This window comes from Bifidobacterium platyrrhinorum (assembly GCF_010667645.1).
Classification (GTDB): domain Bacteria; phylum Actinomycetota; class Actinomycetes; order Actinomycetales; family Bifidobacteriaceae; genus Bifidobacterium; species Bifidobacterium platyrrhinorum.
Map to the genome: position 1 here is coordinate 1 of NZ_WHZV01000006.1, position 24,844 is coordinate 24,844.

The 24,844-nt window shown below is 65.3% G+C and carries 15 protein-coding genes and 1 pseudogene; 7 read left to right on the forward strand and 9 right to left on the reverse strand.

Annotated features, from left to right (window positions below):
- Nucleotides 1-914 precede the first annotated feature (914 nt).
- The gene (locus tag GFD21_RS07290) at nt 915-1,622 is read right to left on the reverse strand and encodes a rhomboid family intramembrane serine protease (protein WP_163197320.1); all 708 of its coding nucleotides are present in this window, start codon (nt 1,620-1,622) and stop codon (nt 915-917) included.
- 205 nt (nt 1,623-1,827) lie between these two features.
- On the opposite strand from GFD21_RS07290, the gene GFD21_RS07295 reads away from it, so the two are divergent.
- Nucleotides 1,828-2,067, forward strand: coding sequence for a hypothetical protein (locus GFD21_RS07295; protein WP_163197321.1), 240 nt, complete (start codon nt 1,828-1,830; stop codon nt 2,065-2,067).
- Nucleotides 2,068-2,351: 284 nt separating this feature from the next.
- On the opposite strand, the gene GFD21_RS07300 is transcribed toward GFD21_RS07295, so the two are convergent.
- Entirely contained in the window at nt 2,352-4,799 is a 2,448-nt protein-coding gene (locus tag GFD21_RS07300) for a glycogen/starch/alpha-glucan phosphorylase (RefSeq protein ID WP_163197322.1), read from the reverse strand.
- Nucleotides 4,800-5,037: 238 nt separating this feature from the next.
- Between GFD21_RS07300 and GFD21_RS07305 the strand changes: the two genes are divergently transcribed.
- Entirely contained in the window at nt 5,038-5,466 is a 429-nt protein-coding gene (locus GFD21_RS07305) for a sterol carrier family protein (protein ID WP_163197323.1), read from the forward strand.
- 47 nt (nt 5,467-5,513) lie between these two features.
- Here the strand turns inward: GFD21_RS07305 and GFD21_RS07310 are convergent, their stop codons facing one another.
- Complete coding sequence (locus GFD21_RS07310; RefSeq protein ID WP_163197324.1) at nt 5,514-5,900, reverse strand: DUF3073 domain-containing protein; 387 nt, start codon at nt 5,898-5,900, stop codon at nt 5,514-5,516.
- Between the two features lie 181 nt (nt 5,901-6,081).
- Between GFD21_RS07310 and trpS the strand changes: the two genes are divergently transcribed.
- The 3 genes from trpS (at nt 6,082) to GFD21_RS07325 (ending at nt 8,465) form a co-directional block, all read left to right on the forward strand.
- Nucleotides 6,082-7,182, forward strand: coding sequence for a tryptophan--tRNA ligase (trpS, locus tag GFD21_RS07315; RefSeq protein ID WP_163197325.1), 1,101 nt, complete (start codon nt 6,082-6,084; stop codon nt 7,180-7,182).
- Nucleotides 7,183-7,419: 237 nt separating this feature from the next.
- On the forward strand, nt 7,420-8,235 hold the full coding sequence (locus tag GFD21_RS07320) for a hypothetical protein (RefSeq protein WP_163197326.1): 816 nt from the start codon (nt 7,420-7,422) through the stop codon (nt 8,233-8,235).
- On the forward strand, nt 8,232-8,465 hold the full coding sequence (locus GFD21_RS07325; protein ID WP_163197327.1) for a hypothetical protein: 234 nt from the start codon (nt 8,232-8,234) through the stop codon (nt 8,463-8,465). The genes GFD21_RS07320 and GFD21_RS07325 overlap by 4 nt, the downstream gene beginning before the upstream one ends.
- Before the next feature lie 56 nt (nt 8,466-8,521).
- Here GFD21_RS07325 and GFD21_RS07330 read toward each other — a convergent pair whose 3' ends face one another.
- From GFD21_RS07330 to GFD21_RS07340, 3 genes are all read right to left on the reverse strand, one after another.
- On the reverse strand, nt 8,522-10,048 hold the full coding sequence (locus tag GFD21_RS07330; protein ID WP_404801566.1) for an amidohydrolase: 1,527 nt from the start codon (nt 10,046-10,048) through the stop codon (nt 8,522-8,524).
- A 507-nt stretch (nt 10,049-10,555) separates the two neighbouring features.
- Nucleotides 10,556-12,202 (reverse strand): sodium/proline symporter, encoded by a 1,647-nt coding sequence (locus GFD21_RS07335; RefSeq protein WP_318643743.1) that lies wholly within the window; start codon nt 12,200-12,202, stop codon nt 10,556-10,558.
- 380 nt (nt 12,203-12,582) lie between these two features.
- Nucleotides 12,583-14,526, reverse strand: coding sequence for a threonine/serine exporter family protein (locus GFD21_RS07340; protein ID WP_163197329.1), 1,944 nt, complete (start codon nt 14,524-14,526; stop codon nt 12,583-12,585).
- A 271-nt stretch (nt 14,527-14,797) separates the two neighbouring features.
- On the opposite strand from GFD21_RS07340, the gene GFD21_RS07345 reads away from it, so the two are divergent.
- Nucleotides 14,798-17,554 (forward strand): phosphoenolpyruvate carboxylase, encoded by a 2,757-nt coding sequence (locus tag GFD21_RS07345; RefSeq protein ID WP_163197330.1) that lies wholly within the window; start codon nt 14,798-14,800, stop codon nt 17,552-17,554.
- A 716-nt stretch (nt 17,555-18,270) separates the two neighbouring features.
- Nucleotides 18,271-19,533: pseudogene (locus GFD21_RS07350) on the forward strand (OFA family MFS transporter); the annotation flags it as partial.
- A 783-nt stretch (nt 19,534-20,316) separates the two neighbouring features.
- Here GFD21_RS07350 and GFD21_RS07355 read toward each other — a convergent pair.
- The 3 genes from GFD21_RS07355 to GFD21_RS07365 all read right to left on the reverse strand — a co-directional run bounded on the left by GFD21_RS07355 (nt 20,317) and on the right by GFD21_RS07365 (nt 24,747).
- Nucleotides 20,317-22,251 (reverse strand): FAD-dependent oxidoreductase, encoded by a 1,935-nt coding sequence (locus tag GFD21_RS07355; protein ID WP_163197332.1) that lies wholly within the window; start codon nt 22,249-22,251, stop codon nt 20,317-20,319.
- Nucleotides 22,252-22,415: 164 nt separating this feature from the next.
- On the reverse strand, nt 22,416-22,979 hold the full coding sequence (gene ahpC / locus GFD21_RS07360) for an alkyl hydroperoxide reductase subunit C (protein ID WP_163197333.1): 564 nt from the start codon (nt 22,977-22,979) through the stop codon (nt 22,416-22,418).
- Nucleotides 22,980-23,703: 724 nt separating this feature from the next.
- A complete protein-coding gene (locus GFD21_RS07365; protein WP_163197334.1) occupies nt 23,704-24,747 on the reverse strand; it encodes an autoinducer 2 ABC transporter substrate-binding protein in 1,044 nt (347 codons plus the stop codon).
- Between the last annotated feature and the right edge of the window lie 97 nt (nt 24,748-24,844).

Genomic DNA, 24,844 nt, shown 5'->3' on the forward strand with positions numbered 1-24,844 from the left:
CGTAAATCCGGACGCTGAGTGGCCGTAAACGGCGGATCTTACGGAGCAATGGGCCGATCTCCGTGGAATCCGCCGCCGGCCGGACGACAGGAACCGACGACGAAAAACCGTTACACACTTAACGGGACAGTCCCCAGTCCTCATAAATGGGGAGATAGGGAGGTGTACGGGTGAGTGGGGATGAGTGGGCAGGCGGATAAATGGATAAATGGATGAAGGGACGAGTGGATAAGTAATGAGGGACGAGTGGATAAGTAATTAAGAAAGTGGGAGCGGATAGATGGACACTCGAATAAGTGGATGAGTGTGGATAAGTCTGGTGGAAGTTATCCACAGTTATCCACAGTGGTAAAACCGTTGGAAATACTTGGATTTGACGGGTTTAGATTTGGGTTATCCACAGGTTATCCACAGTTGTGAACAACTTATCCACTGGTTATCCACCGATATCGCCGAGTTATCCACCATCGCGGGCGACGAACCGCCCGCGAGCGGCTCCGGATGTGCATATCCACTACATGCATACGTAGATATCGGCAATGTGGATAACTCGGAACCACGCTTATCCACACCCAACAATCGTTGAAATAACAAGGATTAAGCAAGTTGTGCACTGTGGATATCCACCATTGTCCACCAGTTATCAACCACTTATCCCCAAGTTATCCACACGGTTTTCCACATTTGTGGAAAACTACATATGTGTAATTCCTTATCGATGGCGCCAGATATAGCGTCAGACAGGGTTAATAGACAAAACGTGGGTCTTAAATCTGGTGGGAGCCGTTCTCCTGTTTTGTGTATCGGGGTGCGACTAGCGGTTCGGGTGTTAATCACACCCCGACATGCAAATCCGCAGTAGGCCTTACTCAGGATTTAAGACCCACGTTTTGTCTATTAACCCACACGAAAGATCACAGACGCGGACCGCACAGGACGGCTGCGGCGATGAGCAGCGCGACCACGACGACGCCGTAGATCCACATGCGTTGCGTGAAGGAGCGTGTGCGCAGCGCGGGCACGCCGGCCACCAGCAGCCAGGTGAGCACACCGCCGGTCACGAACCCGCCCACATGGGCCTGCCAGGCGATGCCGCCGACGACGAACGGCAACAGGAAGTTGACGCCCATCCACACGAGCATCGACCGGATGTCCTCGCCGATGCGGCGGTACACCACCAGGACCGCGGCGAACAGGCCGAACAGCGCGCCGGACGCGCCGTAGGCGGCGGTCAGCCAGTCACCGGATGCGAACGCCCATACGCGCATGCCCACGGCGCCGCCGAAGCCGCAGATCAGGTAGAGCGCCAGGAAGCGCCAATGCCCCATGAGCCGTTCCAGCACCGGCCCGACCGACCACAGCGCAATCATGTTGAACAGGATGTGCATGAGGTTCGGCGCGTGCAGGAACATCGACGTGAACCAGGTCCACGGCTGCGCGAGCATCGTCAGCGGCATCACCATGCCGGCGCCGACCAGCACGTTGAACGCGGCGGGCGCGACGAGACGCAGCACCATCTCGACCGCCCACACGGCCACGCACAGGACGATGACCGCCCACGTGACCACGGGGCCGTTGTTCTTCCACTCGTATCGGATCTGTCGTGCCGTGGGGAGTCGCATCTGCATGGCCCCAGTATGCCAGCCGCCCGATACCGTGGACGCCACGGACAATCTTCCGAACACCGCCGGCGACAGGCCCGAGAACGTTCACGAAAGGGCGGATTCCGCCGGTGTCGTTCCACCCAATCCTCACATAACCCGGCCTATCATGGACAGCAGGGTTGGTTTGAATGGACAGGCCAACGAGAATGGGAAAGGAGCCGTCATGGACAACAAGTCTTCGAACGGTTGGAAATTCTTCGCGCTGCTGTTCGGCGCGCTGCTCGCAGGTCTGGTGGGCCTGTACATCTACAAGCAGCAGAACCCGGATTACGACCCGTGGGAGGAGCCGTGGGAGAACAGCTCCTCGCCGGTCGACCTGGGCCTGAACAAGGGCAAGGACGAGGACGAGGCGGCCGAGCCGGCCGCCGAAGAGGACGCCCCGGCCGCTGCCGCCGAGGCCTGATCCCGGCTTCGCGTTCCGCGCACACATACGAAGAGCCCGCAACCACAATGGTTGCGGGCTCTTTCGTTATCCGTCACTCACCAAGCGGAGCGAGTGTGATGATGTGTGCGCCCCCAGGCGCAAAAGGCGAAGGCGTACGAAGATACGTCGAACCTCCTGCAACGACGAGGACACCCCATCATCACGCGAGCGGAACGAGTTGACTGACGCGTGCGGTATCAAGGCGTGGGAGGTGAAGGCGTACGAAGGTACGTCGAACCTCCCACAACGCAGATAACGCTCCGTCAGTCAGCCAGTGGACCGGTGTGCCAGATGCGCTCCAGGTAATCCTCGATGGAGCGGTCCGAGCTGAAGAAGCCGGAGTTCGCGACGTTGAGGAGGGCCTTGCGGTTCCAGTCGAGCGGGTGGGTGTACAGCTCCTCGATCTTGGCCTGGATGTTGGCGTAGGAGGTGAAGTCCGCCAGCGTCATGAACCAGTCCTTGGTGAGCCAGTCGGAGACGAGCGGCGCGTAGGCGTTGCGGTCGCCCTCGGAGAAGGTGCCGCCGGCGACGAGGTCGATGGCCTGCTTGAGGCGCGGATCGGCCTCGTAGTACTTGGCCGGATCGTAGCCGTTGGCGTAGAGGGCCTCGACCTCGTCGACGTTCATGCCGAAGAGGAAGAAGTTCTCGGCGCCGACGCGTTCGCGGATCTCGACATTCGCGCCGTCGAGGGTGCCGACGGTGAGCGCGCCGTTGAGGGCGAACTTCATGTTGCCGGTGCCGGAGGCCTCCTTGCCGGCCTGGGAGATCTGCTCGTCGAGCTCGGTGGCCGGGATGAGGTTCTGGGCCATCTCGATGTTGTAGTTCGGGAGCATGTGGACGGCCAGCTTGCCCTTGACGTCCGGATCGTTGTTGATGACGCGGGCGACGTTGTTGATGAGCTGGATGGTCATCTTGGCCAGGTAGTAGCCCGGGGCGGCCTTGGCGCCGAAGAACACGGTGCGCGGCAGCACGTCGTCGGCCGCGACGGTGCCGTTCTTGATGCCGGCGTAGCGGGAGATGACGGCGAGGATCTTCAGGCTCTGGCGCTTGTACTCGTGCAGGCGCTTGACCATCGTGTTGAACATGGTGTTCTCGTCGATGTCGATGCCGTAGTGGTCCTTGGCGAAGCCGACGAAAGCGTGCTTGTTGGCCTGCTTGACGGCGGCGAACTTCTTGACGAACTCGTCGTCCTGGGCGAGCGGCACGAGGCCCTGCAGCATCTCGAGGTCGGAGACCCACTTGTCGGTGCCGAGGCCCTCGGTGATGAGGTCGGACAGCGCCGGGTTGGCGAGCTTGACGAAGCGACGCGGGGTGACGCCGTTGGTCACGTTGGTGAACTTGTCCGGGTAGGCGTCGGAGAAGTTCTTCAGCGTGACGTCCTTGAGCAGCTGGGAGTGCAGCTCGGCCACGCCGTTGACGTGGGAGCCGCCGTAGGTGGCGAGGTAGGCCATGCGCACGGCGTCGCCGGTGTAGATCGCCATGTCGTTGATGGTGTTCTCGGCCACGCCCTTTTCGCGCAGCTCGGCCTTGAACTGGTCGCTGATCTTCTCGATGATCTCGAGGTGACGCGGCAGCAGCTCGCCGATCAGGCTGGACGGCCAGACCTCGAGGGCCTCCGGCAGCAGCGTGTGGCAGGTGTAGTTGAAGGTCTTCTGCGTGATGGTCCACGCGGTGTCCCAGTCGTAGCCGTACTCATCGATGAGGATGCGCATGAGCTCGGGGATACCGATGACCGGGTGGGTGTCGTTGAGCTGGAACGTGATCTTGTCCGGGAAGGTGGTCAGATCCGGCTTGTCCTGGCCCGGGTAGAAGACGCGGATGGCGTCGTGCAGGGAGGCGGAGACGAAGAAGTACTGCTGCTCGAGGCGCAGCTCCTTGCCGACCTTGGTGGAATCCTCCGGGTAGAGGATCTTGGAGATGTTCTCGGCCTTGACCTTCGGCTCGACGGCCTCCATGTACTCGGAGCGGTTGAAGGCGAGCAGGTCGAACTCGTCGTAGCTGCGGGCGGTCCACAGGCGCAGCGTGTTCACGCGCTGGGACTTGTAGCCGGGCACGAGGTAGTCGACCGGCACGGCGCGCACGGACCAGGCCGGCTTCCACACCTTCTTGCCGTTCTCCTCGACGACTTCGCCGCCGAAGGAGACCTTCTGGTCGCGGTTGTAGTCGATGTGGCCCCACGGCTCCTCGTTGGAGAGCCAGTAGTCCGGGGTCTCCACCTGCTTGCCGTTCTCGTCGAACTGCTGCTTGAAGATGCCGTAGCGGTACTGGATGCCGTAGCCGAAGGCGGGCACGCCCAGGGAGGCGAGGGAGTCGATGAAGCAGGCGGCGAGACGGCCGAGGCCGCCGTTGCCGAGGCCCGGCTCGTACTCGGCGTCGACGATGTCCTTCGGCTCGAAGCCGAGGGCCTTGACGGCCTCGTCGAACTGGTCGGTCAGACCGGCGTTGAGCAGCGCGTTCTCCAGCTGCTTGCCCATGAGGAATTCGGCGGACAGGTAGCCGACGGCCTTGGTGTTGCCGTTGACGGTGTCGGCCTGGGTGGTGAACCAGGCGTCCTGCAGGTGGTTACGGACGGCCTTGGCGGCGGCGACGTACACGTCGGCGGCGGTGGCCTGCTCGGCGGTGACGCCCTGCGCGTACTTCAGTTGTTCACGAATCTCGTCGGCGAACTGATCGGCCGTGACAGGAGATTTCGGAGCGGTAATCTCGGTCATATTCTCGTTTTCCTTCCGGGATGGGACTTCCCTGACCATCATAAGGCGCGCGTTCCGGCGCACCCCCAACCCATACATGAACAGTGCGTTACATTCGCACGGCGTCGTGCATACGTTTTCATTGGTCAACATACGCCACTGTACTACGTAGTGCGAACGACCGGCGTGGCACCGTTTCGACCGGCCGCACCGAGGGTCCCGGCGGCCGTCCGGGAGCCGCCGTGGCACAATGGCTGTCATGGCTGTGATTTTGGAGAAGGACCTGGAGCGCGGGCGCCTGGCGTTCGCCTCGTGGCGCGAGGCGGCGGCGAAGGAGACGGCGGGAGCGGCGGGGGACGCCGCGACCCTCGCGCGACGTCTGGAGGTCGCGCCGAGGCTGCCCCGCCCGACGACGGCGATGGCCGTGCGCTATTCGCTGTTCCTGCTGGAACGCAAGGCGCCGGGCCCCGGCGTCGAGGTGCGCGTGGCGCCGTGGGGCGCGGTGAAGGTCCTCGAGGGGCCCGCCTCGGACCCGCACAACCTCACGCCGCCGGACGTCGTCGAGCTCGATCCGGACGTGTGGCTGCGTGTGGCCTCGGGCGTGACCTCATGGGATGAGGAAAGGAACGCCGGCCGCATCTCGGCGGTCGGCGAACGTGACGATCTGGGATGGCTGCTGCCGCTCTGACCGATAACGCTGAACGGTCGGCCGGCGGACCGCGGACCGGGCGACGCTCAGTCCTTCTTGTGCTTGAGCGCGCTCGGCATCGGCATCGGGATGGGCCTGTGCGGCGCGGCCGGCTTGGCGGTCGTCTTCGGGAATTCGCCGCTGGTCGCCTTCGCGGCGGCCTCGGCGGCCCACTTGGCGTATTCGTCAAGATCATCGGCGGCGGGGGCGGAGGCCGGCGCGCCGTCGGCGTCCGCGGAGTCGTCGTCATGCGCGTCATGCGCGGCGACGTCCGCATAATGGTCATCAAGATCGGCGAACGGGTCGACCGAGCCGGTGCCCGGCTCCTGGCCGCTCAGTTCCTTCGCAAGCTCGTCATAATCGGTGTCGGTAGTCAGATACTTGAGCTTACGGGCTATTTTCTGCTGCTTGGCTTTCTGACGTCCGCGGCCCATGTGACCCCCTGGAAAATATGCTTGCTATCGATTCATCAACTTAGAAGAGTACCACTTGTTTCCCGCACCGGGCTTGTCGGCTCGCACTTTTACGATAAAAGCGATATTTTGCACGGTTTTGACACAACCGGACGACCCTCCGGCCGCGGCCGGAACACCCCTATATCAAAGGACGATGAGCATGACGGACGAAACGCAGGAACCGCAGGTCACGGCGGCCGGCAACGAGATGAGCGCAAGCTTCCTGGCGGCGAAGAAGCGCTCGGACGCGACCCTGGCCAAGCTCGAGGCCGATCCGGGCAAGTTCACGATGCTCACCGGCGACCGTCCGACCGGTCGCCTGCACCTCGGCCACTACTTCGGCTCCATCCGCGAGCGCGTGGCCATGCAGAACAAGGGCGTGCACTCGAACATCATCATCGCGGACTACCAGGTGATCACCGACCGCGACACCACCGAGCACATCCAGGACAACGTCCTCAACCTCGTGCTCGACTACATGGCCGCGGGCATCGACCCGAAGAAGACGATGATCTACGCGCACTCCGCCGTGCCGGCCGAGAACCAGCTGCTGCTGCCGTTCCTTTCCCTCGTCACCGAGGCCGAGCTGCACCGCAACCCGACCGTCAAGTCGGAGATGGAGGCCTCCGGCCACGCGCTGACCGGCCTGCTGCTCACCTACCCGGTGCATCAGGCGTGCGACATCCTGTTCTGCAAGGCGAACGTCGTGCCGATCGGCAAGGACAACCTGCCGCACATCGAGATCACGCGCACGATCGCCCGCCGTTTCAACGAGCGCTACGCGAAGAAGCACCCGGTGTTCCCGGAGCCGGCCGCCATCCTGTCCGACGCCCCGGAGATCCCGGGCCTCGACGGCCGCAAGATGAGCAAGTCCTATGGCAACTCGATCATGCTGGGCGCCACCGCGGCCGAGACCGCGAAGCTCATCAAGAAGAGCCCCACCGATTCCGAGCGCACCATCACCTTCGACCCGGTGAACCGTCCGCAGGTCTCCGCGCTGCTCACCACCGCGGGCCTGGTCACCGGCCGCGACCCGAAGGACATCGCCGCCGAGATCGGCTCCGCCGGCGCCGGCGCGCTCAAGGCGTACGTCATCGAGTCCGTGAACGAGTTCCTCGCCCCGCACCGCGAGCGCCGCGAGGAGCTCGCCAAGGACATGGACTACATCCGCGACGTGCTGCACGACGGCAACAAGCGCGCCAACGAGATCGCCAACGCCACCCTCGACGAGGTGCGCGAGGCGATGGGCATGAAGTACTGAGTTACAGTACCTTGCCCGGCCCGGTGCCGCCGGCATGATCGGGCATCGCCAAGCACCGCCAAGCACCGCCCCCTCATCGGGCCGCCGCCGATGGCCCCCTCCGCACGACACGGAGGGGGCCATCGCGTATCCGGGCGCGTCGCGCGGACGTATCATCGCATCATCGGCGCATACCGACGTGCGCCGGCGCAGATCCATCGACCGCAGGGTTCGGCCGCAGGCCGGGAGGGGACGACGATGTTCTTCCGCTACGTTTCGCTCGGCTCCATCGCCGACGGTTCGCTCGTGTATTGGGACACGAAGGAGCATCGCGGCGTCAAGCTCGCGCACGACCACTGGAAGCGCCGCAGCAGGGTGGAGGAGCGCAAGGCCGCCGCCGACGGACGCGCCGACGCCACGCCGAAGCCCGGCACCAAGCACGGGTCGCGCAACCGCACCGCGTACGGCCCCGAAGCCGGCGTCCCCATGCTGATGCTCGCCATAGGATTCGTCCCGATGACGATGCTCGTCTGTTCCGAGTTCCTCAAGCCGAGACGATACTATTCCCGCCATTCATGGTTCCCCGCGATGATCGGCCAGATCGGCGGTTCGTCGCTCGCGCCGCGCATCGTCGCCGTCGCGTGCGCGATACTGTACGGCACGCTGCTGTGCTGGATATGGTGGCGCATGTGCTTCGGCTCGCCGCGCGACCTCGAACCGGCCACCGCGCGCGAGGTCGCGTCCGCCTTGTCCCGTCACGGCGAATACTCATACCGACGCGGAGTCTGGCCGTTGTTCCTGCCGTTCATGGTGATGATATGGAGCGTCCCGGCGAACGCCCTGTGCCGCCCGTTCCTCGGGACGTTGCCGGGATGGCGCGGCTCGTTGCCCGACCGGCTGCTGTGGTGGTCGCTCGCCGCGTGGGTGGACTACCCGGTCATGGCGGCGGTCTGGCTGCGGGTCGGCGCGTGGCGGCGGAAACAACGCCGGATGCGGGCCGACGCGGAACGGTCCGCGGGGGAGCGGCCCATGGGAACGCCCGATGCGGGCCACGGCACGGGGGAACGGTCATGAGCCCCGCGGCCATCATCCTCTACGCCGTGCTCACGGGCCTCGCCCTCGCCCCGGCGCTGGTGCTGACGTTCGTGTTCAACTTCCGGCGCTACCGCCGCACCATCCGCCGCGACGTCCATCCGATGCTCGTCCGCGAGGGCCTGCGCGGACCGGACGACCCGTGGGAACCGTCGTCGGGCGTGACCGGGGACGGGGACGGTCCGTCGGAAACCGATCGACGGGCGGACTGACTGGCGAGCGGACCGGGTCGGACCGACGGTCGGACCGGCTGCCGATCGCCGACCGGTCAGTGCACGCGGGTTCCGGCGAGGAACGTCATCGTGACGTGACCGGGCATCGCGCGCATCGCCTCGGGCGTCGCGGCCGCATACGGATCGGCGTCGAGCAGCACGACGTCGGCCGGATCGCCGGCGTGCAGACGGACGCGACCGACCTCCGTCGACGCGGCCAGCGCGACCCCGACCGGCAGCCGCTGCTCCGGCTGGAACGGCTCGCGGGACGAACTTTCCGTGCCGAACACGGCAGCCGAAATCGCCATCCACGGGTCGAGCGGCGCGACCGGCGCGTCCGAACCCATACGCAGGCGGGTCCTCGCGGCGTGCAGCGAATGGAACGCGTACGGGATGCCGGCCGGCTCCGCCCAGAACCGCGAGATGACGTCGCGGTCGTCCATCGCGTGCTGCGGCTGGATGCTCGCCTCGAGTCCCAACGCCGCCAGACGCGGGATATCCTCGCGACGCAGCATCTGCGCGTGCTCGATGGAGCCGCGGGCGTGCGTGAGCTCCGCCGCGTCGAGTACGATGGCGTTCGCCTCGTCGCCGATCGCATGGCAGGCGATCGTGAACCCGTGCTCGGTGGCGAGACGCATGTAGCGCGCGATCTGGCTCGGCGTGTAGCTGAGCGTGCCGTACGTGGCCGGCGTGATGCCGGAATACGGCTTGGAACAGTAGGCGGAACGCGTGTTGAGCGAACCGTCGGAGATGAGCTTCATCGCGCCGACCTCACCCAGGCCGTGGCTGCCGGGCAGGGGCTTGCCGGTATGCCAGCCGGCGGCGATGGCGGCTTCGAGCCGTTCCGGGTAGACGCCGGCCCTCACGCGGAGTTTGTCGATGCCGGCGGCGAAGCGTGCGGCCCACGTGTCGATGTTCTCCGCCATCTCGTAGTCGCGGATGCCGGTGACGCCCTTGCCTGCGGCGTCCCGTTCGGCCTCGCGCAGCAGGCGGTCGGTCTCCTCGGCGGCGCCCGGTGCCTTGTCGAACTTGGTGTATGCGTCGAACCATTCGAGCTCGCCGACCAGGCCGGTGGTCTCGTCCGCATGCACGCCGAGCCGGCGCGCGGCGGCCGAATTCACCCAGCCGCAGTGCATGTCGGCACTGGACAGGGCGACGGGCTGCTCGCCGGCGACGGCGTCGATGGCCGCCAGCGTGGGCTGTTCATCGTCGGCCCACAGCGAATGGCGGAAGCGCATGCCCACCACGAACGCGTGCGGGTCGAGCGTGCCGGCGGCGCGGCGTGCGTCGAGATGCGAGCGCAGCATGGCCATCGCCTCGGCGGCGGAACGCGCGTCGATGAGGTCGAGACGTCCGAGCGTCTTCGACCATTGCGTGAAGTGCGTGTGGCAATCCCACAGACCGGGGATGGCCCACAGGCCGTCGGCGTCGATGACGGCGTCCGGGGCGGAACCGTCGGATGGGGAGGAGGACGGGGACGGGGTGACGGACTCGATCCGCCCTTCACGGATGAGCAGGTCCACACGTTCCGACGTGCCAGGAATCCCGGCGTTGGAGATGAGCACAGTAGTCATACGCGCCATCATGCCACCGGCGGCCCGCCCGTACGCCGTCCGTTCCGATTCGGTGTCGAAACACGGGGAGGGTGGGCCAAGAGTACGGCATCCCGGACAAATGACGACGGCATCCGGAACAACGTACGCTACGGATCACTCAGCATACGTTCCTCCGGATTGGTGGAGGAAAACCCCGGAACAACGTACGCCGTATGCCATCGGGAGCCGAGTCTTCCCGTCTTTGGGAACCAGGTCCCCTCAGTCATCGGAAGCCGGGTCTTCCTAGTTATCGGAAGCCGGGGTTTCCCGGTCGTCGACTGTGGGACCGGACCAAACGTACGCCATGCGCCACTCGAAGTACGGTATCTCCGGTCAGCGGCGGTGGTACCGGGGATAACGTACACGAAGAATCGTCATGAGTACGGTATCTCCGGTCAACGGCCGTGAAGCCGGAAGGAACGTACACGGGAATGCTGCCTAGAGTACGTTCCTTCCGGTCAACTTCTACGGAACCGGAAAGAAGGTCGGCGGGGCTCACTCCGCCTTGCCGCTGCGGACCTCGGCCTCCATGGCCTCCATCGGCTCGTCGACGAGGACGGAACCGGACGGCAGGGTGCCGGGGAGCGGGTCGTCCATGTAGTGGTCGAACTCGTAGAGCATCTGGTCGTTCGGCTTCTCGGTGACGAGCGAGAACACGACGATGCACAGCAGCGAGACGAGGAACGCGGGCAGCAGCTCGTAGATCGCGAACACGCCGCCCAGCGGCTTGACGAGGTTGTGCCAGATGAACACGGTGGCGGTGCCGGAGACCATGCCGGCGACGGCGCCCACCTTGTTCGCGCGGCGCCAGTAGAGCGCGCACAGCATGAGCGGGCCGAACGAGGCACCGAGGCCGGCCCACGCGTAGGAGACGACCTGGAAGATCGAGGAGTTCTGGTCGTAGGCGACGAGGCAGCCGAACAGGAACATCACGACCAGCGTGATGCGCGCGACGATCATCACCTGACGGTCGGTGGCCTTCTTGTGGAACAGGCCGCGGAAGATGTTCTCGCCCATCGCGGAGGCGCCGATGATCATGTACGAGGAGCTGGAGCTCATCGACGCGGCGAAGATGCCCGAGACGACCACGCCGCACACGAAGCTCGGCAGCAGCGTCTGCGCGAGCACGATGAAGATGGTCTCCGCGTCGGTGCCGGTGAGCAGGTGCGTGGGCATCATCGCACGGCCGACGAGGCCGATGCACACGGCGCTGGCGAGCGACAGCACGCACCAGGAGGTGGCGATGATACGCGATTTGCGCACCTCCTCGGCGTCGCGGATGGACAGGAAGCGCACGAGCACCTGCGGCATGCCGAAGTAGCCGAGACCCCACGCGAGCATCGAGACGATCGTGATGATGCCGTAGTCGGTCGGAGCGCCGAACACGGCCTTGCCGGCCTCGACGATCTGCTTGCCGGTCTGCGGGTCGAGCGTCGGGGAGGCGACCTGCGTGCCGGAGATGAAGCCGGGGATCGCGCGCAGGAACGCGACGGTCTCGCCGATGCCGCCGGCGGAGGCGACCGTGCCGACGAACACGACGGCGAGCGCGAAGAACATGAGCAGCCCCTGGATGAAGTCGGTCATCACGACGGACAGGTAGCCGCCGACGATCGTGTACACGAACACGACGAGCGCGCCGAGCACCATCATGAGGTGGTAGTCGAATCCGAACAGGGCGCTGAACAGCTTGCCGACGGTCACGAAGCAGCTGCCCACGTACACGCAGAAGAAGACGAGGATGATGATCGCGGAGATCGTCGAGATGACGCCTTTCCTGTCGTGGAATCGTTTGGCGAAGAAGTCGGGGATGGTGATCGCGTCGCCGGCGACGACCGAGTAGCGGCGCAGGCGGCGGGCGACGATCTTCCAGTTGAGGTAGGTTCCGATGGCGAGGCCGAGCGCGGTCCACAGCGGGTCGGCGGCGCCGGTGAAGTAGGCGAGGCCGGGCAGGCCCATGAGCAGCCAGCCGGACATGTCGGAGGCTTCGGCGGACAGTGCGGTCAGCCACGGGCCGACGCCGCGGCCGCCCGCGAAGTACTCCTTGGAGGAGGAGTTGGACCGCTTGGAGTAGATGAATCCGATGGAGAGCATGGCCGCGAAATAAATGACCATGGCCAGCAGGATCCAGAAATCGTTCGCCACGCTAACCGCCTTATCCGTTGTCTCGATCCGTTGCCTCGGTCCAACCGGAAGCGGCGTATGCCGCCGGGGACGCCCCTCGGCCGTTGTCGCCGACGGCTCCCCTCGCGAGGGGAGCCGGAAGGAGGGGTGACGCGTCGAAGATGGTTGGACGGAGCGTATCTCTTACTTTCGTACTGTCGCCGACCTTCCCCGAAAGTGCGGACAATCCCGCGCCCACGTCTCGCATGTTGGGCGTATCCCATGGGAAAGGGCCCTCCGACGGGACATCGCCGTGAAGCAAACGCCGGAGGCGTTTGTAGGCGATGTGCGAGCCGACGGGCGAGCCGATATGGGGCCAGCCGTAGGCCGTCCGTAATTGCGGTCGGGCCGGGCAAAGGAAATCAGATGTCGTAACGCCAGGACTTGTCGGTGATGACGCGGGCCATCGCCAGTCCGATCGGCAGGCAGATGATGACCATGAACGCGCGGAACGCCCAGTCGAGCGCGGTCAACGTGTCGAACGAACCGAGGTGGAACATGGCCTGGTACATGTACAGGCCGGGCACCATGATCACGATCGACGGCACGGTCAGGCAGATGCGCGGGTAGCCGAAGTGCGGCGCGAGCCACCCCTTGCGCACGGACGAACGCCACGCGGTGGCGAGCAGGCCGGCAAGGAGGGCGCCGATGAACGCGCCCGCCTCGGCCGGCACGCCGTGGTCTACGATCTCGAGGCGCAGCGTGTCGGTGATGGCGCCGATGATCGCGGCCACGAGGCACATGCGCTGCGGCGAGTTGAACATCACGGAGAAGCCCCAGACCCCGAGGAACGCGAACACGAAGCGCAGCGCGCCGTTCACCCACGGGTTAAGGCCGAGCGGCTCGAATCCGGTGGGGTTGAGGTGGACGATGGAGGCGACCATCCAGCCCGCGAGCGTGGCCATGAGCACGATGCAGAAGAAGTAGGTGAGACGCTGCACGCCGGACGGGAAGTCGATCTTCGCCATGTCGAGTCCGCTGGTGATGAGCGGGAATCCGGGGATGACGAACAGCATCGCGCCGATGTACGCGGTGTCGTGCTGCAGCGCGACCGGGTCGAACATGCCGATGAGGCGCAGCGTGCCGGTGCAGGCGAGCGCGGCGAGCGCGACGCATACGAACGTGACGAAGAACTGGTTGAGGTGGTGCTTGAACAGGCGGCGGCGCAGCCAGTGGCCGAGTCCGGCGCCGACGAACGCGCCGACCATGTCGTAGGGGCCGCCGCCGAGCAGGAACACGAAGGACGCGCAGGCGATCGCGGAGGCGAGGCCGGCGAAGGCGGGGGAGTAGAGCGGCTTGCGGTGCTCGATCATGTCGAGGCGATGATGCGCCTGGCGCACGGTGATGCCGCGGCCGCCGTTGCCGGCTCCCGTCGGTTCGCCGTCGAGCGGGGCGAAGTGTTCGGCGTATTCCTTCGGCGGCCTGCGGTCGGACAGCTTCGATTTGCGCCGTTGCGCCGGCTTGGCGGCGTTGGCGGAGACGTGTCCGGCGGCATGGTCGGGGAAGTTCGATTCCCTCGCATCCGGCACCGTCGCGCCGTGCGCCTCGGCCTCGCGTTTGCGTTCGTCGGCGGCGCGGGCGGCGAGGGATTGGGTCATCGCGGACTGCGACCAGTCGGTTTCATGCACGTGCAGCTGGTGGGCGCGCGGGTCGCCGGGATCGGTGTGGCGGGAGGCGTCCTCGAGCGCGTCGAGGACCGCGTCCTGACCGGGCTTGGAGGCGGCGCGCTCCGCCTTCTCCTCCTTGCGCAGCTGCTTGGACAGGTCGGCGGACACCTGCGAGGCGTCGCGCACATCGAGGTGCTGCATGAGGCCCTGTGAGACCTCGGGCTGCACGTGGTACATGCTCTCCTCGCCGAGGTTCACGCTGAACCAGTCGGCGAAGTGCTCGAGCAGCCAGATGCGTTCGGTGTTCACGCCGGTGCTCGGCAGGTCGATGACCTCGGTGATGCGGTCCTTGCCGTCCGTGCAGGCGGCCTCGATGTCGGTGAGGTTGACGTCGGCGCGCACGTGCACGCCGAGCGGGTACGCGATGCGGTGCATCATCTCGCGCACGCGGAACGATCCGGTTCCGGCGGACAGGTCGAGCAGGCCGACGCGCACGATGACGCTGGCCTTCGCCGCGATGCCCGCCTCGGCGATGGGCTTGTCCCAATCGCGTTCGATGTCCTCCATATCCAGCGGAATGGAGTGGGTGTGGAAATGCTGGACGGCGATGGCGCCGTGTTCATGGCTGTTCTTGAGGTCGGCATGCCCCTGGACCGGGGACGGACCCTCCTGATGTTGGCTCTCACTCACGCTGTCCATTACTAGCGCGCGGTCTGCCCGCAACGCATGCATACCACTTTTTTGTCCATTTTCCGGACAATCGACACTCGGCATTCGACAATTCCCGCGAAGTATGCATGGAGAAAATGGGACTCGTAACGTGAGATGCGATTTACCGACGATAGAATGTCCAGCGAAAACCAAACGCCGCGCAGGGCTGTGGGCTCGCAACGGCCGGTCTCAACAACCATGGAGGAGCCATGGACGACCGGCAGACCGAGCAACCCTCAACGCGGCAGAAGGAGGTCTGATGACAGATAACGATCAGCAGATCACGCCCGCCGACGCGACGATAGTCTCGACCGGCACCGGAACCAAGGGTCCCGAAGAGCGTCATCTTCCTGAATCGCTCGCCAGCGACATGGATCTGTGTCTGCGCATTCTGCGCGACGTGCTCGGCGAGTTCGATCCCGAACTGCTCGCCACGTTCGACGAAGTGCGGCAGTATGCGGTCGAGGCCAGCGCCGAACACTTCGAAGGCGTGATGGTCGATCCCGACCCCGAACACGACGGACTGAAGAAGGCCGTGGACGTCATCGACAAGATGAAGCTCCACGACGCCCAGCTGCTCGCCCGCGCGTTCGCCACCTACTTCCATCTCGCGAACCTGTGCGAGGAGGACTACCGCGTCTCCGTGCTGCACGCGCGCGAGGCGAAGGTCACCGAGGACAGCGCTGTGGACCCGATCAACGAGCTCACCGTCGCCTACCACCAGCTCATCAACGAGATGGGCCCGGCGAAGGCGAAGGAGCTGCTCGACCGGCTCGAGTTCCACCCGGTGTTCACCGCGCACCCGACCGAGGCCCGCCGCAAGGCGGTCGAGGGCAAAATCCGCCGCATCTCCGAACTGCTCACCGCGCACAAGACGCTCGGCGGCTCGGACAAGAAGGAGAACAGCCGCCGCCTCTACAACGAGATCGACGCGTTGTTCCGCACCTCGCCGATCGCGCTGAAGAAGCCGACCCCGGTCGAGGAGGCGGACACCATCCTCGACATCTTCGACAACACGCTGTTCCACACGATCCCGCAGGTCTACCGTCGTTTCGACGACTGGGTGCTGGGCGACAAGGCCGGACTCGTCGAGCCCGTCTGCCCCGCGTTCTTCCACCCGGGCAGCTGGATCGGCTCCGACCGCGACGGCAACCCGAACGTCACCGCCAAGGTGAGCCGTCAGGTGGCCCGCAAGTTCTCCGACCACGTGCTGGCCGCCCTCGAGGAGGCCACCCGCACCGTGGGCCGCAACCTCACGATGGAGGCCGAGACCACGCCGCCGAGCTCCGCGCTCAAGGTGCTGTGGAGCCACCAGAAGGAGATGAGCGAGAGGCTCACCGACAAGGCCGCCCTGATCTCCACCAAGGAGCTGCACCGCGCCGTCATGCTGGTGATCGCCGACCGCCTGCACTACACGATCGAGCGCGACGCCGACCTCATGTACCACACGTGCGAGGACTACATCGCCGACCTCAAGACGGTCCAGAAGTCGCTGGCCGACGCGGGCGCCAGGCGTTCCGCCTACGGCCCGCTGCAGGACCTCATCTGGCAGGCCGAGACCTTCGGCTTCCACATGGTCGAGATGGAGTTCCGCCAGCATTCCGTGGTGCATTCGCGCGCCCTCGCGGACATCCGCGAGCACGGCCTGCACGGCGAACGCGGCGACCTGCAGCCGATGACCCAGGAGGTGCTCGACACCTTCCGCGCCCTCGGTTCGATCCAGAAGCGCAACGGCACGAAGGCCGCCCGCCGCTACATCATCTCGTTCACGAAGAGCGCGCAGAACATCAAGGATGTCTACGAGCTCAACCGCCTCGCCTTCGCCCATCCGGAGGACGTGCCGACCATCGACGTGATCCCGCTGTTCGAGCAGCTCGAGGATCTGCAGAACTCGGTGGACGTGCTCGAGGACATGATCAAGATCCCGGAGGTCCAGGCGCGTCTCAAGGCCACCGGCAACAAGCTCGAGGTCATGCTCGGCTACTCCGATTCGTCGAAGGACGCCGGCCCGACCTCCGCCACGCTGGCCCTGCACTCCGCGCAGGAGCGCATCGCCAAGTGGGCGGAGTCGCACGGCATCGACCTGACCCTGTTCCATGGCCGCGGCGGCGCCGTTGGCCGTGGCGGCGGTCCCGCCAACCGCGCGGTGCTCGCCCAGCCGGTCGGTTCCGTGAAGTGCCGCTTCAAGCTCACCGAGCAGGGCGAGGTCATTTTCGCCCGCTACGGCAACCCGGTGCTGGCCATCCGCCACGTCGAGTCCGTCGCGGCCGCCACGCTGCTGCAGTCGGCGCCGAGCGTCGAGAAGCGCAACACGGACATGACCGCCAAGTACGCGCAGATGGCGCATGAGCTCGACGAGGCGGCGCACAACCGCTTCCTCGACCTGCTGCACACGCCCGATTTCGCGCAGTGGTTCTCCACCGTGACGCCGCTGACCGAGATCGGCCTGCTGCCGATCGGCTCCCGCCCGGCCAAGCGCGGCCTCGGCGCGAAGTCGCTCGACGACCTGCGCACGATCCCGTGGATCTTCTCCTGGGCGCAGGCCCGCATCAACCTGGCCGCCTGGTACGGCCTCGGCACCGCGTGCGAGCAGTTCGGCGATCTGGAGACGATGCGCCAGGCCTACGAGGAGTGGCCGCTGTTCTCCACGTTCATCGACAACATCGAGATGTCGCTGGCCAAGACCGACGAGCGCATCGCGAAGATGTACCTGGCGCTGGACGACCGCACCGATCTGCCGGAGAAGGTCATGCACGAGATGGAGCTCACCCGCAAGTGGGTGCTCGCCATCGTCGGTGACAAGTGGCCGCTGCAGCACCGCCACGTGCTCGGCCAGGCCATCCGAATCCGCTCCCCGTACGTCGACGCGCTGTCCGTCACCCAGGTGCTCGCGCTGCGTTCGCTGCGCAAGAAGGTGGACAAGGAGGAGCTCAGCCACAGCCAGCAGGCCGAGTTCATCTATCTCATCCTCTGCACCGTTTCGGGCGTCGCCGCCGGCCTGCAGAACACGGGCTGACGTTTTGACCGGTGTTGCACGGCACGTGCCGTGCAACACCGCTGTGAAAGCCCGGTGGGCTTTCACAGGTCAAAACGTAGCGGGGTGTTTGCGCTTATCGCGCTTCGCGCGCGCAAACACCCCGCAATACAGCAAGACCTCCGCATTGTGCGGAGGTCTTTCCTTTTCCCGCCGCCGCCTGCGGCGGATACTACGGAAATCACCTCATTGCTCCGTATTTTCCGCCGCTTATCCCATCTCAGAGGCGGTTTCCACGGAGATCACCAGTATCCTCCGTAAAATCCGCCGCTTAATCATCACTAGCGGCTGTTTCTACGGAGCAGTGGGCCCATCTCCGTAAAATCCACCGCCGTCCCCATTCCCATTCCACTGCCATCGCGGCGGATCACGAACCCGCATAATCCGTGTGAACAATCTCACGCGCCACGCCATCACCGCCCCGCGAGCCCTGCCGCGAATCCCCGTTATAGTGCTGGTTGTCGGCGTCGACAGGGGGCAACAGCGCCGGCGAAACACACATTGACGATGTTCGGTCGAACAGCGTCAATGCGCATGATGCGCGCGTTCGCATGGCCGTATCGCATGGTCATACGGTCGTGGGGACGCGGACCATGCATCATCGCACGCACCCGTTTCTCACGAAACGACTCGGCGGCCAACCATCCCCTGCGCGACATCGGCGGACCATCGTATCCGGCTACGAAAGGAACCCGCACATGGCAAGACTCACCGCGAACCGTTGGACCAGTGCGATCGCCCCAGCGCTGCTCATCCACATCCCGATCGGCACCGTCTACTGCTGGAGCGTCTTCAAGCAGCTCATCGCCGACCAGATGCACACCGCCCCCGCTTCCGTGGAATGGGCGTTCTCCCTCGCCATCTTCTTCCTCGGCATGTCCGCCGCGTTCGCCGGGCCGATGGTGGAGAAGGACATCCGCAAGTCGGCGCTCGTATCGATGCTCTGCTTCACGGTCGGCTTCGCCGGCACGGGCGCGAGCATCGCGCTGGGCTTCCTGCCGGGCGTGTTCATCTGTTACGGCGCGATCATGGGCGTGGGGCTCGGCGTCGGCTATCTGACGCCGGTGAAGAACCTCATGCTCTGGTTCGCGGACAACAAGGGCCTCGCCACGGGCATCGCGGTCGCCGGATTCGGCCTCGCCAAGGCGATCGGCAGCCCGCTCATGGAGGTCCTGATCGGCGCGGTCGGCCTCGTGAACATGTTCTATGTGCTGGCCGCGGTGTACGCGGTGATGATGCTCGCCGGATTCCTGCTCATCCGCCGCCCGGCCGGATGGACGTACGATCCGGTCACCTCGCATGTCAGCCGCCGTTCGATCCTCGGCAAGCCCGTGTTCTGGGGCATCTGGATCGCGTTCTACCTCAACATCACCTGCGGTCTGGCGCTCATCAGCCAGGAGAAGGACATCCTGCACGACGTGCTGGCCGCGCTGCCGCGGTACGCCTCGCTGGATTCGGGCGCGTTCGCCGCCTCCTCTGCGGGCGTCATCGGCTTGGTGCTGGCCGTCGATTCCGTGTTCAACACGGCCGGCCGCATCGGCTTCTCCACGCTTTCCGACCATCTGAAGCGCCGCGAGAGCGTGTATCAGGTGCTCTTCGCCATGTCGATCGCAGTCTGCCTGCTGCAGATCGCATTGGACAGCATCGGCAACGCCCTGCTATGGGCGGTGCTCGCCATGCTGTTCCTCGTCAACGCGGGCTACGGCGGCGGATTCTCCACGTTGCCGGTGCTGCTCGACCAGCATTTCGGCACGAAGACCGTCTCCACCACGCACGGCCTCACGCTCAGCGCGTGGGCGTTCGCCGGCCTGTCCGGCAACCAGCTGGCGTCGTTCGTGGTGACGCACGCGCCGGATCAGGCGCATCGCTACGCAGCACTGATCCCGGTGCTCACCGCGCTGTATGCGGTGGCGCTGGCAAGCGTCACCCTGGTCAAGGCCGCAGGCAGGCGCGCCGCCACCGGTGATACGGATCCGGCTACGACGCCCGCCCCCGCGACGGCATCGACGACCAGCTCGTCCAATCCGGTCGTCGGCAAGGCCGCCTGAACCACGGGCATGTCATCCATCGTCAGGTGATTCGCCGCAAGGCGGCTATCCCATGGGGGTCGTCCTTTGTGGCTATCTCCCTTGTGGGCTATCCCCATGACGCTATCCCCTTGTGGGCTATCCCCGTGGTCGCCATCCCCTTGTGGGCCATCCCCTTGTGGGCCATCCCCTTATGGCTATCCCCTTATGGCTATCCCCTTATGGCTATCCCCATGGTCGCCACCATGTAGCCATTGTCCGCGCAACCCACCATCAAGTGGTCCACCAGCGGCGGATTCCACGGAAAACATCCCACTGCTCCGTAAAATCCGCCGCTGAGTCTTCATCAGCGGCGGTTCTTACGGAGATAATCGGCGTTCTCCGTAGAATCCGCCGCTGATCCACCGTGAGCGGCGGTTCTTACGGAGCAATGGTCTTATCTCCGTGGAAACCGCCGCTGAGGCAAAGGAACCGGGCGGCAGCGAGGCGGTGGCGAGGCGAAACCACCGAGAAGGCGGATCCACCGGGAAGGCGAAACCACCGAGAAGGTGGAACCACCAGAAAGATCCACCGGGAAGGCGAAACCACCAGAAAGAACCACCGGGAAACCAGATCCACCGGAGGAAACCGAATCCACCGGAAGAAACCGGAACCCGTTGCCCAAGGACCCTTACCGAGAGACGTACAAGACACAAGACCCATACGCCTCAAACGGCGTCACGCGCCGACGAGATCGAGCATCTGGGCGATGTTCTTCTTGCCGAACTCGACCTTCTGCTCGCCGCCCTTGTCGATGACGATGCAGGGCACGCTCATCGCGCCGTACTGGTCGCGCAGCTCCGGGAAGTGCGAGACGTCGTAGGCCTCGGCGCGCACGTTCGGGTTGAGCGAGGCGATACGCTGCGAGGCGAGCACCGTCTCCGGGCACATCGTGCAGGTCAGGGACACGAGGATCATCACATCGGTCGGCGCATCGATCGCCGCGGCACGTGCACGCAGATCATCGTCAAGCGGCTGGCCAGGACCCGCCGCGTTATACAGGCCAAGCACGAACGAGTTGAACTCGTGACCGGACGGCACGCCATGGAAGGCGAGACCGGTGAAGACGAGACGGGCCCCATCGCCGGCCCCCGCACCGTCGCCGGCCACGCACAGACGCACGGCCGGACGGGCGACCGGCATCACGCCGGCCGGATCGAATTCGGCACGGCCGGAATCATCAAGAGTGCCGTACACCGGCAGCACGGCGCCGTCACCAGAAGCATCACCGGAATCACCCGCCGACGCGGCGATCTCCAATGGTTCGCCGACGACCAGTCCGGTCGGCACCGCCGCACCGTCGACCGCCGTGATCACCCCGGACGCATCCACGGCCACCGAGTTGAGCTTGCCGCCGGACAGCGCGACCATCTCGCCCACGAACCCCTGCAATTCCGCAGACAGCGGGGTGTCGTCGAGCTCAAGGGCAAGCGCGACCGGGCGGGTCATGCGCCCGAACACCACGCCGAGCTGCTGTTTGATCGCGGCGGAGAACAGTTCGCCCGGCTTGCGCGCGGACGCGGCCTTCGCGGCGGCAGCGTCCGCGCTGCGCTTGGCCGGCGCGGGAGCGGGCGACGTACCCGCGTTCGCCGCGCTCTTCGCCGCCGCCTCGGCCTCCGCCTTCTCATACGCGGAGGCGGTCGGACGCGGCGGCACCAGTCCGGTCTTCTCGCTCATCGACTTCGCGTACCGCTCCAGCTCGACGGCCGCGATCGCACCGTCGGCGGTGGCGGTGACCACCTGACGCAGGTTCTTCACACGCAGATCGCCGGCCGCGTACACGCCCGGCACGGACGTTTCGAGATAATCATGCGTGACCACATAGCCGTGGTCGTCGAGCTCGACGACGCCTTTCACCAGATCGGTGGCGGGCACGTAGCCGGCGAACACGAACACGCCGAACGTGCCGCCGTCGGCCGGCTTCCACGTTTCGGTCACGCCGGAATCACGATCCGCGATCGTCGCCTCGCGCAGACCGCCCTGACCGGCGGTGACGCCCTTGAGCTCGACGCCGTAGCGCACGTCGATCTTCGGATTGTTCTTCGCCTCGGCGGCGACCGACGCGTCGCAGGTGAAATCGTCCTCGCGCACAAGCACGGTGACCTTGCTCGCGTACTTGGTGAGGAACACGGACTCCTCGGCGGCGGCGAACCCGCCGCCGACCACGAGCACCTCCTTGCCGGTGAAGAACTCGCCGTCGCAGGTGGCGCAGTAGGCGACGCCGCGGCCCGCGTATTCACGCTCGCCCTCGAAGCCGAGCTTGCGCGGCGAGGCGCCGGTGGCGATGAGGATGCCGAAGGTCTTGAGGTCGCCGCGCGTGGTGTGCACGGTCTTGACGTCGCCCTCGACGTCGAGGCCGGTCGCTTCGGCGGAGAGGAACTCGGCGCCGAAATCCTTGGCCTGGTTCTTCATGGTCCGGGTGAGCGCGCGGCCGGTCGTGCGGCCTACGCCCGGGTAGTTCACGACCTCGTTGGTGATGGTGATCTGGCCGCCGAAATCGTCCTTCTCGAGCACGAGCACGCGGTAACGGGCGCGCGCGAGATACAGACCGGCGGTGAGGCCCGCGGGACCACCGCCGATGACGACGACGTCATACAAATCGTTCTGGGACATGTTTCATGCTTTCTATGACAAGGGCTCCCTCACACGAGGGAGCCCGTTTTTCTTCCATGATGCGAATGACGCCATCGCCGCCCGCTTAACGGTTCAGCACCAAGCGCTTCGCATGTCGTGCGACGCTCGCAGCGCTTCGCTGCTCGCTGCCACGAAGCTCTTCGTCACAGCTGGCCGACGAGGTCGAGGCTGGGCTCGATGGTCTCCTCGCCCGGGGTCCAGTTGGCCGGGCAGACCTGATCGCCGTGCTCGTAGACGAACTGGGAGGCCTGGACGCGGCGCAGCAGCTCGTCGGCGTTGCGGCCCACGTTGGAGGAGGTGACCTCGTAGGCCACGACCTTGCCCTCCGGGTTCACGATGAAGTCGCCGCGCTCGGCCATGCCGTCGGCCTCGTTGTAGGTGTCGAGGTCGCGGGCGAGCAGGGCGGTCGGGTCGGCGAGCATCGGGTACTGGATCTTGGCGATCTTCTCGCTGGCGTCATGCCACGCCTTGTGCACGAAGTGGGTGTCGCAAGACACGGAGTAGATCTCGCAGCCGATCTTCTGGAACTCCTCGTACTTGTTGGCGAGGTCCTCGAGCTCGGTGGGGCACACGAAGGTGAAGTCGGCCGGGTAGAAGAAGAACACGGACCAGTGGCCGAGCACGTCGTCCTTGGTCACCTCCTTGAACTCGCCGTTCTGGAAGGCCTGGACCTTGAAATCGGTGATCTCGTGCTGCAGAAGAGTCATCATCGTTCCTTTCCGAAAATGCGTTCGGCCCGAACGTTCCCCCGGAACGGGTCTCGGTGTTCGGGCACCGGTCTCATCGTATCCCGGAACGGCGCCGCCCGCGCGAGGGGCACGCTCACAGCGTCATCACGGGCGTATGACAAACATCACACCGACTTCGTGCGGAGTTCGACCACCTACGTGCGGAGTTCGCAGACAGCGTGCGCGGTTCACGACCCGACGTGCGGAGCACCCCTCTGAAGAACACCGAAATAACGGCATCCCCGGCCGTACAAAACCGCATCATTCCAACGATCTGCATTCAACCTGAAGCCGTTCTTCACAGGACACCTCCACACGTTCAGTACGTGATTCCGCACGTTCGTGGAAAACTCTGCACGCCGCCTTCCAAACTCCGCACGAAAACTCAGCACGCGGAAAGGCCGCATAACGGACCGTCCCCCGCCGCGGCGATCGGCCGCGACGGGGGACGGGGAGGAGAAAGGAAACGGAATGAAGAAAAACGGAAAAGACGAAAGGGATGCGCGTCCCGACCGGAACGGCGGCGGCCTCAATGGATGGTCGTTGCCATATCCCTTGGGACGGGGCGCCCCGGCCGAACCGGCGCAACGGCCACGGAGGGAGGAAAAGGTCGTAAAAACCCTCCGCGGCCGCCGCACCGGCCCCGCCGGATCGGAGCCGGGCGCGAACCCGGCGTTCCGGTCCGATGACGGGACGGGACGGATCAGAACTTGTACTGGGAGATGTTGTCCTTGGTGAAGGTGAGCGGCTTGTCGACGTTGAGTTCGCCCTTGTCGCCGATGGTGAACTCGCCGATGCCGTCGACCTTGACCTTCTCGCCCTTCTTGCCGGTGATCTTGCCCTGGACGAGCTGATCGGCCACGGCGACGGAGACCGCGCCCAGCTGGGCCGGATCCCACAGGCAGAAGGCCTTGATGGTGCCGTCCTCGACGAAGTGGCTCATCGAGCTCGGCATGGAGAAGCCGGGGGCGTAGACCTGGCCCTGCTTGCCGGCGTTCTCGATGGCGTTCGCGGCGGCGGCGGTGGTCGGCACGGAGGAGGAGATGATGAACTTCAGGTCCGGATGGGCCTGCATGAGGTTACGGGAGATCTCCTCGGACTTGGTGGCGTCGTCCTGCGAGTACTGGACGGTGTCCACGTACTTGAGCTTCGAGTACTTCGCGTCGGAGTCGATGAGCTTCTTCATCCACTCGACGTGCTTGCGGTGGTTGGTGGCGGACGGCGACGCGGAGATGAACGCGACCAGGCCGCCGTTCGGATCGTTCTTCAGCGCGGAGTCGAGCATGGTGCGGGCGGCGAGCTCGTAGCTCAGCTGGTTGACGAAGACCGTGCGGGCGGAGCTGTCGGCGTCCGCATCATAGGTGACAACCTTGATGCCCTGCGACTGCGCCTTCTTCAGGATCGGCGTGACGGCGTTCTCATCGATGGCGGACACCACCATGGCGGCCGGCTTCTGGGCGATCGCGTTGGTGATGGTCTGGATCTGCGCGTTGGCGGTGGCGTCCTGGGTGCCGATGTACTGCACGTCGAGGCCGAGCTTCTTGCCTTCCTCCTTGGCGCCGTCGCCGGAGACGTCGAAGTACTTCAGGCCGGTGTACTTCGGGATGACCAGGATCTTCTTGTTGTCGGACGAGCCGCTGGCACCCTGCGGGGCGCTGCTGCTGCAGGCTCCGACGGAGCCGAGCATGGCCAGGGCGCACACGACGCCGAGGGCGATCTTGCCGCGCTGAACGATAGACTTCAACATTGAAATCCTCCTCTAGTTCTTTCCTATTGGTTCCGGGTTTGGGTTGGTCGGCGATCCCGGTGCTCGCCCGCCGGGGCGGGGCTCCATCCGGACCGCA